The sequence below is a fragment of the Larkinella punicea genome (assembly GCF_003334855.1).
Classification (GTDB): domain Bacteria; phylum Bacteroidota; class Bacteroidia; order Cytophagales; family Spirosomataceae; genus Larkinella; species Larkinella punicea.
In genome coordinates, this window is sequence record NZ_QOWE01000010.1 from 168,662 (window position 1) to 185,781 (window position 17,120).

General features: G+C 53.9%; 10 protein-coding genes. All 10 read left to right on the forward strand.

Annotation, left to right across the window (positions count from 1 at the left end; translation table 11 throughout):
• Positions 1 to 176 precede the first annotated feature (176 nt).
• Entirely contained in the window at positions 177 to 3,272 is a 3,096-nt protein-coding gene (locus DUE52_RS14035; protein WP_114406640.1) for a SusC/RagA family TonB-linked outer membrane protein, read from the forward strand.
• An 11-nt stretch (positions 3,273 to 3,283) separates the two neighbouring features.
• Complete coding sequence (locus DUE52_RS14040) at positions 3,284 to 4,744, forward strand: SusD/RagB family nutrient-binding outer membrane lipoprotein (RefSeq protein WP_114406641.1); 1,461 nt, start codon at positions 3,284 to 3,286, stop codon at positions 4,742 to 4,744.
• Entirely contained in the window at positions 4,741 to 6,015 is a 1,275-nt protein-coding gene (locus DUE52_RS14045) for a dipeptidase (protein WP_114406642.1), read from the forward strand. Before DUE52_RS14040 ends, DUE52_RS14045 begins: the two co-directional genes overlap by 4 nt.
• Positions 6,016 to 6,160: 145 nt before the next feature.
• Positions 6,161 to 6,874, forward strand: coding sequence for a DUF4412 domain-containing protein (locus DUE52_RS14050; protein ID WP_114406643.1), 714 nt, complete (start codon positions 6,161 to 6,163; stop codon positions 6,872 to 6,874).
• Positions 6,871 to 7,779, forward strand: a complete 909-nt coding sequence (locus tag DUE52_RS14055) for a Nif3-like dinuclear metal center hexameric protein (RefSeq protein ID WP_229312166.1) — start codon at positions 6,871 to 6,873, stop codon at positions 7,777 to 7,779. Before DUE52_RS14050 ends, DUE52_RS14055 begins: the two co-directional genes overlap by 4 nt.
• Before the next feature lie 203 nt (positions 7,780 to 7,982).
• The gene (locus tag DUE52_RS14060) at positions 7,983 to 8,579 is read left to right on the forward strand and encodes an RNA polymerase sigma factor (protein ID WP_114406644.1); all 597 of its coding nucleotides are present in this window, start codon (positions 7,983 to 7,985) and stop codon (positions 8,577 to 8,579) included.
• Positions 8,580 to 8,675: 96 nt separating this feature from the next.
• Complete coding sequence (locus DUE52_RS14065; protein ID WP_114406645.1) at positions 8,676 to 9,797, forward strand: FecR family protein; 1,122 nt, start codon at positions 8,676 to 8,678, stop codon at positions 9,795 to 9,797.
• A gap of 182 nt (positions 9,798 to 9,979) precedes the next feature.
• On the forward strand, positions 9,980 to 13,510 hold the full coding sequence (locus DUE52_RS14070) for a TonB-dependent receptor (RefSeq protein ID WP_133299837.1): 3,531 nt from the start codon (positions 9,980 to 9,982) through the stop codon (positions 13,508 to 13,510).
• A 20-nt stretch (positions 13,511 to 13,530) separates the two neighbouring features.
• Complete coding sequence (locus DUE52_RS14075) at positions 13,531 to 15,030, forward strand: RagB/SusD family nutrient uptake outer membrane protein (protein WP_114406647.1); 1,500 nt, start codon at positions 13,531 to 13,533, stop codon at positions 15,028 to 15,030.
• Between the two features lie 87 nt (positions 15,031 to 15,117).
• Positions 15,118 to 17,112 (forward strand): glycoside hydrolase family 97 protein, encoded by a 1,995-nt coding sequence (locus tag DUE52_RS14080; protein WP_114406648.1) that lies wholly within the window; start codon positions 15,118 to 15,120, stop codon positions 17,110 to 17,112.
• Positions 17,113 to 17,120: the final 8 nt, after the last annotated feature.

Genomic DNA, 17,120 nt, shown 5'->3' on the forward strand with positions numbered 1-17,120 from the left:
TTAGATTTTTAATAATTTTAATAAATATGACCAAAATCAGCTTAATTTTTATTTATTTTTTTTAAAAAAGATATAATCTTGCCAAATTTAGATTGTATTATACACCTTACTGTTTTTAAAATTTTTAACCAAAAAACCAAAAAAGTTCTATTTCACTTCATTAATCACCATTCTCTATGAAAAGAGTATCTACCTCATGTTATGTGCTGTTTGCCCTGCTGTTCAGTCTGGCCAGCTATGCACAGGACCTTACCCTGAAAGGGCGGGTGACTTCCAAAAAAGACGGTGGTGGCCTTCCCGGTGCCAACGTGTTGATCAAAGGCACAGACCGCGGAAGTACGACCAATGCGAATGGCGAGTTTACGCTGAACGCCCCCGCCAATGCAACGGTCATTGTCTCTTTTATCGGTTTTAAACCCATCGAAGTGGCCATCGGCAGCAAAACCTCCATCGATGTGGCACTGGAAGAAGACGCGGCACTGCTCGGCGAAATTGTCGTAACGGCCCTCGGTATCACCCGCGAAAAGAAAGCTCTGGGCTATTCGGTCCAGGAGGTAAGCGGCAAGCAACTCACCCAGGCGCGGGAGACGAACCTCGTCAATGCCCTGTCCGGTAAAGTGGCCGGGGTGCAGGTGACCAACTCCAACGGCGCACCCGGTGCCTCCTCGCGGATGGTGATCCGGGGAGCCAGTTCCATCGGCAGCAACAACCAGCCTTTGTTCGTGGTCGACGGTGTTCCCATCGACAACGGCAACTACGGTTCTTCGACGGCGGTGGACTACGGCAACGGTGCCGGTTCGCTCAACCCGGATGATATTGAGTCGGTTAGCGTCCTGAAAGGCCCCAGCGCGGCCGCCTTGTACGGTTCCCGCGGAGCCAACGGCGTGGTCCTGATCACGCTGAAAAGCGGAAAAGGAGGCCGGGGCATCGGCGTTTCGGTCAACTCCAATACGGCTTTCGACAGCCCGTTCCGACTGCCGGAATGGCAAAATGAATACGGACAGGGCGGTAAAGGCCTGTTTTCCTACGTCGATGGTCGGGGCGGTGGCGTCAACGATGGCGTCGATGAAAGCTGGGGACCTAAACTGGACGGCCGGTTGTTGCCGCAGTTCGACTCACCCATCGGTGCCGATGGCAAACGGACGCCCACGCCCTGGGTTGCGCACCCGGACAACGTCAACCAGTTTTTTGAAACCGGCCGGACGCTGACCAACAACGTTTCCGTGACGGGCGCCAGTGACAAAGGTGATTTCCGTCTCTCGTTCACCGACCTGAACCAAACCGGCATTCTGCCCAACACCGACTACAAACGGCGGACGGTTTCGCTGAATGCGGGCTGGAATCTGACCAAAAAACTGAGCATCCGCGCCACCGGGAACTACGTGAAAGACGGCAGCGATAACCGCACCAACTGGGGCTTGTATTTCATCTGGTTCGGGCGGCAGGTCGATATGGAAAAACTGAAACAGTATCAGGCTCCGGGTAGTATTTACCAGAACAACTGGAACTACAATTACTGGACCAACCCCTATTACCAGCTCAACGTCAGCGCCCGCGAAAACGAGCGCGACCGCCTGTTTGGCAACCTGGCCGCTACCTACAAATTCACGCCCTGGCTCACGCTGACCGCCCGCACGGGAACGGATTTCTACGAAGACCGCCGGAAAACGAAGAATGCCGCCCGGACCGCCAACCTGTTCGACAGCTACAACGAAGAGCAGATTTACGTCCAGGAATCGAACTCCGACTTCCTGCTGAACGCCACGCATAAATTCGGCGAATTTGACGTAACCGCCAACATTGGCGGGAACCACCGCAAAAATTTCTACCAGCGGAACTACATGGGAGCCACCGAATTAGCCATCCCGCGTGTCTGGAACATGGGGAACTCCCGCCAGCGGCCGGTCACGGAAAACGCCTACAACCAGCGCGTCATCAACAGTGCCTACGCGTCGGCCAACATTGGTTTCCGGAGTTACCTGTTCGTGGACTTGACCGCCCGGAACGACTGGTCGAGCACGCTGCCGTCCAACAACCGCTCGTATTTCTACCCCTCGGCCGCCGTCAGTGCGGTGTTGACGGACATGTTCAATGTAAACTCGCCGGTGTTGTCGTTTGCCAAAATCCGGGGCGGTATTGCCCGCGTCGGGAATGATACCGAGCCGTTTAACCTGCTGCAAACCTACGCCTACGCCAACGCCTGGGGCAGTACGCCGTCGCTGGCCGAAAGCAACGCCATGCTGAACGCCAATCTGAAACCGGAAATCACGAATTCGTATGAAATTGGGGCGGAAGTGAAACTCTGGAACAACCGCGTGGGCGTGGACGTGACGTATTATGACAAACAGTCGTTCAACCAGATTCTGAACGTCAACATCTCCAACGCAACCGGTTTTGCCTCGAAACTGCTGAACGCAGGTCGGCTGGAAAACAAAGGGATCGAACTGCAACTGTCGGCCACGCCGGTCAAAACCGGTGCTTTTCAGTGGGACATTGTCCTGAACTGGGCCCGCAACCGCAACAAGGTGCTGGAACTGGCCGAAGGGCTGACGACGTATACGCTGAACCCGACCACCAACATCCGCGGCATGGGCGTTGAAGCCCGCATCGGTCAGCCGTACGGCACGTTCTTCGGACAAGGCTTCCTGCGCGACCCGAACGGCAACATCGTATACAGTGGCGGGGTGCCCCAAATCGACCCGGTTCGCCGGATTCTGGGGAACTTCACCCCGAAATGGATTGGCGGCATCCAGAACACCTTTACGTATAAAGCACTCTCACTGAGCACCTTGATCGACATTAAACAGGGTGGCGACATTTTCTCGCAATCGATCAACATCGGTCGCTACACCGGGGTGTTGAAAGAAACGACCTTCGGTCGGGAAGACGGCATCATCGGCGAGGGCGTTAAAAACATCGGAACTGCGGCCGAACCCAACTACGTGCCGAACGATGTGCGGGTTTCGTCGGAAGAGTGGCACCACAAATACTACTCGCTGACCAACAACGAAGGCACCATTTTCGACGGAAGCTTCGTCAAACTGCGGGAAGTTCGGTTGAGCTACGTCCTCTCCGGTCAGGTGTTTAAGCGGCTGCCTTTCCGGGACATCTCGTTCTCGATCGTGGGCCGGAACCTGGCGTTGCTGCACAGCAAAGTACCGCACATCGATCCGGAAACCAGCTTCTACAACGACGGAAACCTGCAGGGCATCGAAAACGGCCAGATTCCCACCACCCGCTCCGTTGGCTTCAACATCGGCTTCAATCTGTAACCAGTACTACCATGAAACGCAACACTTTTTCATTCCGCTATAAAGCCGCTGTAGCCGCGCTCATTTTGAGCATGTCGTCCTGCACGGAGAATTTTGATGAACTCAACACCAATCCCAACAACCCGACGGTAGCCTCCGCCGACCTCTTCATGCCCCACGGTATTCAGAGCGCGGTCGATGTATACTGGGGCGGTTCGCTGGGGCAGGACATTGGCTCCGGCATTTCGCAGCACTGGGCCCGGATTCAGTATACCGACGTCGATCAATACACGATTTCGAATGACATTATCAGCAATAGCTGGCGTGATTTTTACATCGAATCACTCGCTGACTACCAGCGCATTCACAAGATTGGGATTGAAACCGGCAACACGAATTACCAGGCTGTGGCTGTCATTCTGCGCTCCTGGGTGTTTTCATTGCTGACGGATATCTACGGCGACATTCCCTACAAAGAAGCAATCATGGGATTGGAAGGCTCGCTTCAACCGAAATACGACGCCCAGAAAGATGTCTACGCCGGTTTGGTGGCCGAACTGAAAGCAGCCAGTGACCTGATCGACGTGACCGACAAAAGCAAGGCCATTGCGGGGGACATTTTGCTCGCCGGTGACCTGACCAAGTGGAAGAAGTTTGCCAACTCGCTCAGCCTGCGTTTGCTCAACCGGATGTTGAGCAAAACCGACGCGCCCATCGACGTGAAAGCCGAAATCACCCGGATTCTGAGCGATCCCGCCAAATACCCGGTGCTGGCTTCCAACGCCGATAACATTCAGTTGAACTACCTGGCGGCTGTTCCCAACAACAATCCGATCAACGAAAACCGCAAAACCCGCGACGATCACCGCATCAGCGCAACCATCGTCAACAAGATGCTGGCGTTGGGTGATGCGCGGCTGGCGGTGTATGCCGACCGACCCGCCGACGGGGGCGAATACAAAGGGGTTCCGAACGGCCTGTCGGCGTCGGATGCCAATGCCCTCGGTTTGTCGAAAACTTCGAAAATCGGTGCCTATTTTACTAGCGCAACGGCGCCGGGTGTCATCCTGAGCTACGCCGAACTGCTGTTTATCAAAGCGGAATTTGCCTACAAAGGCATCACCGCAGCCGGTACGGCCGCCACGCTCTACAACAGCGCCATCACGGCGTCGCACGATCAGTATAAACTCACCGTCTCACCGGCTTACCTGACGGCCAATGCGATGAAGAACGGTGCTGAGGGCTACACCCAGTTGATGGAACAGAAGTGGATTGCGCTCTATGGTCAGGGCCTGGAAGCCTGGTCGGAATACCGCCGGACGGGCATCCCGACGCTGACTGCTCCCGCCCTGAACACCAACAACGGGGTGATTCCCACCCGCTTACCCTATCCCGGCTCGGAGGAGTCATTGAACTTCAATAATTTCAATGCTGCGCTGAAAAGTCAGGGAGGACAAAACGACAAGAAACTTAAACTCTGGTTTGCGAAATGAAAAACTGGCTATTCCCAACCCTCCTTGCCTGTCTGGCAACCGGCGCGCTGCCGGCATCGGCCACCGACGATGACAAAGCCCTGCTGAAAAAAGCGAAGAAAATCCACGAAAAAGCGTTCACCGTGGATACACACGCCGACACACCGATGCTGCTGTCGCGCGGGGGATTCGACGTCACGAAGGAAAACGACCCCCGCACGACCAACAGCAAAGTGGATTATCCGCGCATGAAAAAAGGCGGTTTGGATGCCATTTTCTGGGCGGTTTACCTCGGACAGGGGCCGCGCACGCCGGAAGGCCACGAAGCTGCCAAACAGAAAGCCCTCGGCATTTTTGATGCGGTTCATGCGACGCTCAAAAGCACGGCTTCGGAAGCCGAACTGGCGACGACGCCCCAGGATGCCCTCCGAATCGGAAAAACCGGGAAGCGGGTCATTTTTATCGGGGTGGAAAACGGCTATCCGATGGGGCATGACGTGTCGATGCTGAAGAAGTTTTACGACCTCGGTGCCCGCTACATGACGCTTTGCCATTCGAGCAACAACGACATCTGCGACTCGTCGACCGATCCGAAAGGAGCCGAATACCAGGGACTTAGCCCGTTGGGCGAACAGGTGGTTGCCGAAATGAACCGGCTGGGCATGATGATCGACGTTTCGCACGTTTCCGATTCGACCTTTTACGATGTCGTCCGGCTATCGAAAGTCCCCATCATTGCCTCCCACTCGGGTGCCAAAGCCGTTTGCGATCATCCCCGCAACCTGACCGACGACATGCTGAAAGCCCTGGCCAAAAACGGGGGCGTGGTGCAGTTGAACCTCTTGAGCGATTACGTAAAAACCATTCCGCCCAGTCCGGAGCGGGAAGCGGCCCAGAAAGCCATGCTGGAAAAATGGGGTGTCAAAGACCGGCGGTCGATGATGGGTGCCATGAGCAAACTGTCGGAGGAGGATCAGAAGAAAATCCGCGCCGATTTCATGGAACTCAACAAAAAATACCCGGTGCAACTCGCCACGGTGAAAGACGCCGTCGATCACATCGACCACATCGTTAAACTGATCGGCATCGACCACGTGGGCATGGGAGCCGACTTCGACGGCGGTGGCGCCCTGGCCGACTGTTTCGATGTCAGCCAGTACGAAAACTTCACGATCGAGTTTGTGCGTCGCGGGTATTCCAAAAAAGACATTGAGAAAATCTGGAGCGGCAATTTCTTTCGGGTCATGAAAGCTGTTGAAAAAACGGCCCCGACAGAAATGATTGGAAAATAAACGGGGCTCCTTCTTTGGAACAAACCGTCTTTCTTAACCTAAACATCCGAAATGCCCCGCTGCAAAGTGGGGTATTTTTTATGGCGCATTCGCCCGAAATGTCCGCAATTTTGGTTAAGCTTGCCGTGGCACAACTTCCTTACCCATGAAAAAAATCCTTAGTCTACTGACCACCCTCCTGCTGCCTGCTTTCGTTTGGGCGCAACAGGGAACCGTCGAATACAAAATGACCATGTCGCAGGGCGCTCAGTCCCGAACGACCACCAGCACGATGTATTTTTCCAACGGCAACGTCCGGACCGACGTCAGCATTCCGTTTCCGGGCGCAGCAAAACCGATGAAACAGACGATCCTGATGTTGGCGAAAACGCCCAACGTGACCTACATGCTGAACGAGTCGAGCAAGACGTACACGGAAAACCGCCCCAATCCGTCGAAAAACACCCCGGCCATGAAGGCTACGGTCAAGGTGGTCGGAAAAGAGAAAATTCAGAACCTGAACTGCACCCACGCGCTGGTCACGTTTGATAAAGGCTCTATGGAAATCTGGACCAGCAAAGACATTCCGGGCTACGAAAAACTGCTGTCGTACTGGCGTTCCAACCAGGATTTTGGCGGAGAGAATCTCTATACCGAACTAAAAAAGAGCGGTGCTGACGGTTTTTTCGTGCGCATGAAAAACGCGGGCATGACGATGGATCTGGTTCGCTATGACACCAAACCGGTGTCGGCTTCGCTGTTCGACATTCCGAAAGACTACAAAAAAGGGGCGGCATTCGACCCGGCGGGCTTCCAGAACATGACCCCGGCCCAACGGCAAAAAATGATCGAAGCGTTCAAAAAACAACCGAAGCCATGATGACCCCGGAAAAACCAGGACGACGCGAATTTGTCGACACGCTCACCAAAGCATCACTACTGTTGACCCTACCGGGAATCACCCCCACAGCCGCCTTTTGGCAACCCGCCGAACCCGTTACGGTGGGTCAGGTGATGGACCTCATTCTGAAAACCATTCCGAACGCTCCGTTTCCGAAAACCGTCGATACGCTGAAATCCGGCACGGCGGATCAGAAAGTGACCGGCATCGTTTCCACGATGTTTGCCACCATGGACGTCATCGAGCAAACCGCCCGGCTGGGAGCCAACTTTATCATCGTTCACGAACCGACATTTTACAACCACGCCGACGAAACCGACTGGCTAGACAAAGACGAGGTGTTCAAGCGGAAGCATGATCTGCTGGCGAAACACGGCATTGCCGTCTGGCGGTTTCACGACTACTGGCATTCGCACCGCCCCGACGGCATCCGGATGGGTGTGGTGACGGCCCTCGGCTGGGAGAAATACATGGATTCAACGAATCCGCGGATCATCACCCTTCCCGCGCCCCTGCCGTTGAAGCAGATTATTACCCACGCGAAGGAGAAACTGGGCATCGCGATGATGCGGGTGGTGGGTGATCCGGCGCAGTCGTGTCGGCGGATTTTGCTCATGCCGGGTGCGTCGGGTGGCCGAAGCCACATCCTGGCGATTCAGCAGGACAAACCGGATGTGATTCTGTGCGGGGAAATCAGCGAGTGGGAAACCGCCGAATATGTCCGGGATGCGCGCCAGCAGGGCCAGAAACTCTCCCTCGGTATTTTGGGGCACATCATGAGCGAGGCACCGGGTATGCAGTGGCTGGTGCCCTGGCTGCAACCGAAACTGCCCGGAATGAAGATCACGTACATCGATTCCAAAAATCCGTTTATGTATCTATGAACGGAATGTAAAATAATAACGGTTCATTTTGCTACACAAGGTTAAAGATCCGGCGCAACGCCTATGGTACATTGAGCAATGGTTACACGGAAGGTGGGGTCCAAATGTGGTGCGCCATACAGATGCTTTCTTTTTCAAGCCTGCAAAACCGAACTAGTTTTTATAAATAAAATGCGTTAAAATTGTACGAATTTAGCAGATCTATGCATCGAAAGACCCACAGCGAAAAACGGACGGAAGAGGATTTGCTTCTCTGGACGGCTTTACGCGCCAGTGACCGCAACGCACTGGGAAAATTGTTCGATGCCTATGTGCGCGATTTGCTGACGTATGGCTACCGTTTTTGCCAGGATATGGCCTTGACGAAAGACGCCGTTCAGGATGTCTTTGTCGATCTTTGGGCTTACCGCGAAACGCTTTCCCCAACCGTCGAAGTCCGGTTTTATCTGTATAGCTGCCTGCGAAGAACCCTGCTCAAACTGTTGAAAGACCGACAGCATCTATCCTCCGATTGGGCCGAAGCCGAAATGACCAGTCCGGCGGAGGACTCCGCCGAAACCCAGTGGATGGAGTCGGAAACGGGGGACCAGCAACAGGCCCGGATTTCCAACGGGCTACAGACCTTATCAAAACGGGAATACGAGGTCGTTTCGCTGAAATACTACACCGGCCTGAAAATCCGCCAGATCGCTACGCTGCTTGACCTGAAGGAACAAACCGTTGCCAATACCCTGCAAAATGCCCTGCTGAAGCTGCGCAAGCACCTCGTCCATCTTCTCTTTTTGTACCTGCTGTTTTAAATTTATTTTCGAAAATTATGACTTCTGCTTTGGTAGTAAACTGAAAATAGGCTCTCTGTACTTAAAATAGGATAATTATTTCCTGACTAAGTATCAATGAGCGACTATTTGCAGTATACACCGGAGGAATTTGCAACGGACGACTTTTTCATCCATTGGGTTCTGTCGACCGACCTGGAAGCCGAAACTTTCTGGCAAAACTGGCTGGAGGTTTATCCCTTCAAGCGCAACGATGTCGAAATCGCCCGCCAACTGGTTTTGGTTGCTAACCTCCTACCGGTACCCGTTGTTCCCGAATCAGAAATCGCGGTGTTAAAACAGTCGGTCTTCGACCGCATCGAGGCCGATGAACCGACTCAAACCGTTAGTCGTCCCCTGTTTGCCAGGTGGTACTGGGCAGCCGCCTTTGTGGCCGGTTTGGTCAGCTTGGGAAGCTGGTACTTTGTGATGCATGAACGCGGAAACAAAGCCGGATACGCCCAATTGGTGAAGCAGGCTACCGAAAAATACGATCTGGTCGAAGTGGAGAACCAGACCAAACCAACCCGTTTGATTGTTCTTCCGGATGGAAGTTCCGTCTTACTGAAAAAAGGCAGCAAACTCTCCTATCCTGCGTATTTCAGCCGGAACGTCCGGGAAATTTACCTGTCGGGCGAAGCGTTCTTCGAAATTGCCAAAGATCCCAATCGTCCTCTCTACGTATTTGCCAACGAAATCGTTACGAAGGTACTGGGGACAAGCTTTAATGTAATGGCTTTCCCCAATGACAAACGTATACAGGTTACCGTTAAAACCGGAAAGGTGTCCGTGTATGAAGCTAAAAGCCCGAAAGCCGCCCAACACGCCCAAACCCCTCAACTGGAAGGGCTAATTCTGAATCCCGGACAAGAGGTGGTTTTTTCCAAAGACGCCAATCCGATGGAAACCCGGCTGGTGAAGCATACCGTGACTCCGGTTGCTTCTTCGCAGTCCGGAACCATTCAGGAAATGGTTTTTGAATACGATGAAACGCCGGTCAGCCAGATTTTTAGCCAACTGGAAAAGACGTATAACATTCGAATTGCTTACGACCAGGCCCTGCTTGGAAATTGCCCGGTGACGGCCTCCCTCACGGATGAACCGCTGTACGAAAAACTGAAACTGACGTGCCGGGCCATTCGGGCACACTACGAGATCGTGAACGGCGAAGTCGTTGTAACCGGAAAAGGCTGCAACTAACCCATTCATTCATAACCCTTTGTCTATCCTAAACCCTTATTCTTAAACCCTTATGAAGTAGCGTGCCGCATTGAAGAAGGGCGTTGAAAGTGCCGTTTCAACGCCCTGATAAATCCCAACTCATCGTGCCGGATGAGCCGGATTTGTATTGTCAAAATATCTGGATTTTAACAATCAAAAGTATGAAGAAGAAACTACAACTTCAGCATTGGTGTACCAAAATGCTCAAACTAACCCTGTACCAACTCCTCCTGCTGGGACTGTGCATCAACCTCGCTTCGGCCCACATCATCCGGGCGCAGAACGTGCTGGATCAGGTCGTGAGCCTGAAAATCGTTGACCGGAAGTTTAAAGACGTTCTGCAACTGCTGGAAAAAAAAACGACGGTGAAATTCGTCTACAGTTCCCGGGTGATCGACGTCAACCAGCCGGTGACGCTGATCGTGACGAACAGCACCATGCAGGAAACGCTGGAAAAACTGTTCCGGCCGCTGCGGATTAAATACGAGTTATCGGGCCGACAGATTATCCTGGATCGCATTGAAACCGGTTTTTTGCCTGAAAATACGGCTCCCCTTGAGAAAAAACAGACGGATAATACCGTTACCGGAAAGGTAACCGATGAAAAGGGCGATGGCTTGCCGGGCGTCAGCGTGCTGGTGAAAAACACGACCCAGGGCACAGTGACCGACGCCCGTGGGCAGTTCCGAATCCAGGTCCCCAACCCATCGGCCACGCTGGTTTTCTCGTTTCTGGGCTACGAAACCAGGGAGGTTGTCGCGGGCAATCAAACCAACGTGACGGTTCAGCTCGTGCCCGGCTCCCGGTCGTTGAATGAAGTGGTGGTAGTCGGTTACGGTACCCAGACGAAGCGGGAAGTAACAAGTGCCATTTCCAAAGTCAATACCAAAGAATTGAACGAGTTGCCGGTGGCTGAAGTCGGGCAGGCCTTGCAGGGCCGCGTGCCGGGGCTAACCGTCACCAACGTCAGTTCGCCGGGAACCTCCCCCAATATCCGCATCCGGGGGGTTAGTTCGGTGAGTTTTTCGACCGATCCGCTGTATGTGGTTGACGGTTTTCCAACGACGAATCTGGCGAGTTTCGATAACAAGGATGTCGAATCGGTGGAAGTCCTGAAAGACGCCAGTGCTGCGGCTATTTACGGGTCACGGGCCACCAACGGCGTGATTCTGCTGACCACCAAAAAAGGCCAGAAAGACAGCAAACTTCGGGTCAGCCTCGATTCGTACGCGGGCGTCGAATCGGCCTGGCGGCTGCTCGACCCGATGAATACCGGCCAACGCAACCGTTTCATGGACAGCATGTATTCGGGCGATAACCTCGAAAATGCTCCGGCCCGACCAAGTCGCTATACGCCCACCGAAATGAACAAATACCCGTATCCGGGCGCGACGCAAACTTACGGCCAGACCAACACCAACTGGCAGGATTTGTACTTTAAAACCGGTTTTCTGACGAACAACAATGTGTCGGTTTCGGGCGGAAGCAAAACATCGACGTTTTACAGCTCGGCGGGGTATATGAAACAGGACGGCATTCTCAAAGGCGTCGGTTTTGAGCGGTATAACTTTCGGGTCAATTCGACGCACGACTTGGGTTCCCGGTTTACGTTCGGGCAGAATCTGTTGGTAGCCTACACCTCGCAACTTTACAACAACGCCGACGGCCAGACCGGCGATCAGGGCACGCCCCTTTCGTTGCTGCAATTTGCGCTACCGCACTTGCCGGTTAAAGACCCGAACACCGGTATCTGGATCAAAGCCGGGGGCGACGCGATCGACGGACACCCGTTTCCGAACCTGATTGCCGACATTGAAAACATTGTCTTCAAGCGGAAAACCGTCAAGATTCTGGGCAGCGCCTTCCTGGATGTGAAACTGCTGGAATCGCTGAAATTCCGGAGCACCTTCGGGGTGGACTACGCCAACGGGCTGGAAGACGGTATCGATCAGAGTTATATGGTCAACGACGGACAGAATATCTTCAAAACCAACGATGGGCTTTCCAGCATCACCAACAACCGGAACGCCTATTCATCCCTCCTGTTTTCGGAACAACTGACCTACGACAAGACGTTTTCGTCAGCTCACCATCTGAACGCAGTCGTCGTTTTTGAAGGTCAAAAAACCAATATTCGCACCGAACTGATGACCGGAAAGCAATCGAACCCGGCCATTAAAACGCTCAATGGGGCTACAAATGTCAGCGCACTCAACACCATCGAGGAGAACATGCTGCTGTCGTATGTCGCCCGGGTCGGGTACGCCTACAAGGGAAAATACATCCTGAATGCCAGCATCCGGCGCGACGGTTCGTCGGTCTGGGCACCGCGCAACAAATACGCCAACTTCCCGGCGGCTTCCATCGGCTGGAACGTGGGTGACGAGCCTTTCTTCCGGAAAGCAGCGGTTTTCTCCGACCTGAAACTGCGGGCCAGTTACGGCGTCACGGGCCTGAATCCGTCGGCACTGAGCAACTATCCCTGGCAATCGCTGATTTACAATTCGTCGTATCCGTTCAACAACAACCCGGTTGTCAATACGGCTTTTTACAACAAACTGGCCAACCAGAACCTGGAGTGGGAAAAAACGAACCAGTTCAACGTCGGGCTGGATGCCAGTTTATTCAACAACACGGTTTCGCTCACCGTCGAGTATTTCGACCGGGTGACCGACAACCTGATTCTGAAAGCGCCCACCCCGCCCTCGTTCGGCTACGTGCAGTTTACGGACGTCAACATCGGGAAAATGCAGAACAAAGGCTGGGAATTGCAATTGGGTTACCGCGCACCCCGCAAACGGGAATTTAGCTGGGGCATCAGCGGGAACATCAGCCGGGTACGCAACAAAGTCCTGCGGCTCGATTCGCCGAGCGGGGCCATATTCGGGGGCGATGGCAATTACTTCTCAAGCTGGGGCGTTCCCGTGACCCGAACCGTCGCGGGCGATCCGATTCAGTCGTTCTACGGCTGGGATTTGGACCGGATTTATCAGACTCAGGCTGAGGTCGATGCCGACAATGCGGCCGCCCGTTCGAAAACCGGCAATGCAACGGCCTATTACCAAAACCAGGCCACGGCCCCCGGCGATGTGCGGTTTCGCGACCTGAACGGTGACGGTTTTGTGGACGACAAAGATCGCAAAGTGATCGGTTCCTTCCTGCCCAACTTTACGTATGGAATGAACCTGACGGCTTCCTACAAGCATTTCGACTTGTCGATTCTGTTTCAGGGGGTGCAGGGGGGTGAAATCTACAGTGGGATTGGGGTGTATGCCGGGGCCTTCCGCTGGCCGTTGGGAGGGAGTCTTTCGGCCTACGAAAATGCGTGGACGAAAGAGAATCCGAGCACGACCAATCCGCGCATCAAGTGGAGCGACCCGAACGACAATTCCCGGGTATCGACTCGCTGGTTGCAGGATGCGTCGTACCTGCGGTTGAAAAACATCAACATCGGTTACGAATTACCGGCGGATATCCTCGCGGCCAAAACGAACGGAGCGATTTCGAAATTTCGGATCTACGTGGCCTCGCAGAATTTGCTCACGTTTACCGGCTACGACCTGGGCTACGACCCGGAAATCGGGATGAAGATCGGCAGTAACCGGGGTGCGGGTAACCTGACCAACGGCATCGACTACGGACAGTATCCGGCCGCCCGTTCCTTCTCACTGGGGTTGCAAATCGGTTTTTAACTTCCAACGACATCACTTCCATGAAAAAACAGACACTACTCATCGGACTGATCGGCTGGTTTATCGGGCTGAGCAGTTGTGAAAATAGCCTGGACAAGGTCAATCCGAACGCGGTCACGGCGGAAACGTATTTTAAATCCAGCGCTGAATTGCTAAAGGGCGTCAATGGGGCCTACACCACCCTGAACGGCAGTTATTTAGTCGGTAACGCCTACATCTGGCTGCACGACCTGCGGTCGGATGATTTTGTGGGCACGACCCTGGCCGACGATCGGGGCGAGATTCTGCGCGGGACGCTGGGCGTCAACAACGCCTACACCGAACGGGTTTGGAAAGGCTTTTACATTGTGATTCACCGCTGCAACGTGGTGATTAACAATACCGTTACCAGCGACCCGGATGATCCGTCGGGTCAGATCAAAAACCGGGTAGTGGCCGAAGCCAGGTTTCTGCGGGGATTGGCGTATTTTGAACTCGCCAGCCTGTGGGGCGGGGTTCCTTTGATAACGAAACCCGTGACCGATTTTGGCGGTTTTGTGCCCCGTTCGACGCAGAAAGCCGTTTATGAAGCGGCCATTCAGGATTTGAAAGACGCGGCAGCCACCCTGCCCCCAACCTACGAAGCGGCCGATAACGGCCGAGCCACCAGCGGAGCGGCCAACACCCTGCTGGGCCGGGCGTATATGCAGATGAACGATTACGCCAACGCCAAAACCGTGCTCGAAAAGGTTCGAAGTTCGGGTTTGTACGCGCTTTCTCCGACCAGCACGGAGAATTTTCAGGAAGAAACCGAATTCAACAAAGAGTCGGTTTTCGAGTACGTTTTTGCACCTTCGCCCTCGGCGGCTGAAGACGAAGGCGACGACTACGCCCAGGGCCAATACCGCGAATCGACCAACGGAACCCGGCAATACGACATGAACACCGGCAACGGGATCGTTCTCCCTTCGCCGGGACTCAAAAGCGAATTTGAACCCGGCGATCCGCGCAAAAAAACGACGATTTATGAAGTCGGCGATCAGTGGGCCGGGGGCGTGATGACCCAGGAATCCTGGAAAAAATACACCCTGAGTTACAAGAATCCAACGCCCGGTAACGTCACCAGCGCCATGAACCGCCGGATTCGCTACGCCGAAGTGCTGCTGATGCTGGCCGAGTGCGAGAACGAAACCGGTACGGCCCAGGCCGCCATCGCCCGACTGAACGACATCCGAAACCGTGCCGAGCTAAAAACCGCCGGTTTGCCGACGTATCCGAATACGAAGTTTCCGTGCAATACCAAGGATGAAATCCTGAAGGCCGTCATGCACGAGAAGCGGGTGGAACTGGCGGGAGAGCAGGTACGGAACCGCGACCTGCTGCGTTGGCGGGCGGCTGGCAAACTGGCGTTGCTGGGCGGAGAACCCATTCCCTATTTTCAGGCCAATAAACACGAGTTATTGCCGATTCCCCAATCCGAAATTGACCGAAATACCGCTCTGGGTTCAGGGGGTGTAACGGCACAAAATCCGGGCTATTGATTTGATCCACACCACTAGTAAACCGCCTTTGAGCAGGCCGAAACCTTTCGGCGGCTGGCTTGTTCAAAGGGGCTTTTCTTTCATCCCATGAAACGTACGCTGGTAAGTTTTTTTCTGGTTGGCTTTTTCTATTGCTGGTTTTTCGAAGCCTGCTTCGCCCAAAATGCGATTATCCGCGAATTTAACTCCCCCGACCGATCGCTGAAAGTGGTTCTCAACCTGGCCTCCACGATCACATACCAGGTTTACTACCAGAACCGGCTGATTGTCGCACCATCCGAAATCGATCTGGTTTTGCAGGATGGAAAAAAGCTGTCAGCCCGCTCCGGAAATCCGAGGTTTACAAACCGACAGAACCGAGGGACGATCGTTTCGCCCATTCCGGAAAAAAGGAGAATCATCCCGGATGTCTATCAGGAACTGACGGTTGACCTCCGCAATTCGTTTGGCTTGGTTTTTCGGGCGTACAACGACGGAATTGCCTACCAAATCACATCGACGTTGAAAGACAGTATTATCGTAAAAAGCGAAACGGCCCGGTTTCAGTTTCCCGAAAACCACCGCCTGTATTTTCCGGAAGTTGTCAAACGGCCAGACCAGGATCGTTACCACACCAGTTTTGAAGAAACGTATACCGTCAAACCGCTGGATAGTCTGACCAGCCGGAACCTGTTTTTTACGCCGGTTTTGGTGGCGCCGACGACCACGCCCAAAATCGCCATTACCGAATCCGATCTGGAAGATTATCCGGGGATGTTTTTGACCGGAACCGGTTCCCAGGCTTTGCAGGGCGATTTTGCACCCTATCCGTTGGACGAAGCCGTAACGGGTGGTGAATATTCCCAAAAGTACGTGACCAAACGGGCCGACTTCATCGCCAAAACCGCCGGAACACGAAGGTTTCCCTGGCGCGTGCTGATCGTGGCCCCAAGTGATAAAGATTTACCCGGCAATGATCTGGTGTACCGGCTGGCGTCACCTTCGCGTGTGGCCGACGTTTCGTGGGTAAAACCGGGAAAAGCGACCGACGAATGGATTATTTCCTCGAATCTGTTCAATGTGCCCTTCAAAAGCGGCATCAACACCGAGACCTATAAGTTTTACATCGACTTCGCCAAACGATTTGGTTTCGAGCGGATTATGATGGACGCGGGCTGGAGTGATACGCAGGATTTGTTCAAAATCCGGCCGGAAATTAACATGGACGACATCATGGCCCATGCCAAAAAGCAAGGCATCGGCGTCAGCATGTGGACCCTGGCGATGACCCTCGACCGTCAATTAGAACCCGCCCTGGAGCAATTCAACCGCTGGGGGATTGATTTCATCATGACGGATTTCTTCGATCGCGACGACCAGAAAACCGTCCGCCTGATCCAGAAAATGGCCGAAGCCTGCGCGCGGCATAAGCTCATGATTATGTTTCACGGGGCTTACAAACCCGCCGGTTTCAACCGCACCTACCCGCACGCCATAGCCCGCGAAGCGGTATTGGGTTCGGAGTTCAACATCTGGAGCGACAAACCCTCGCCCGACCACAATCTGTTGCTGCCGTTCATCCGGATGCTCAGCGGGCCGATGGATTACGAACCGGGTTTGCTCGCGAATGCGACGCCCAGGACCTTCCGGCCCATTGGCGAAAACGTGATGTCAATGACCACGCGTTGCCAGCAATTAGCAATGTTTATCGTCTACGAAAGTCCGATTCAGTTTTTCTCCGGCAATCCATCACAGGGCCTGACCGAACCGGCTTTTATGGAATTGATGGGCAGCATTCCGACAACCTGGGATACGACCCGGGTGCTGGACGCCCGCCTGGGCGACTACCTCGTGACGGCTCGTAAAAAAAATCAGGATTGGTTCGTGGGCGCAATGACGGATTCAACGGCTCGGGATCTGACGTTCCCCCTAGATTTTCTGGATATGGGAACCTACGAAGCCACCATTTGCGAAGACGGTGTGAATGCTGACCGTTACGCTTCCGATTATAAATTATCGACAAAAACCGTCACCAAAAATACCGTGCTACCAGTCCACCTGGCACCGGGGGGCGGTTACGTAATCCGATTGCGAAAGAAATAATTCCGTTC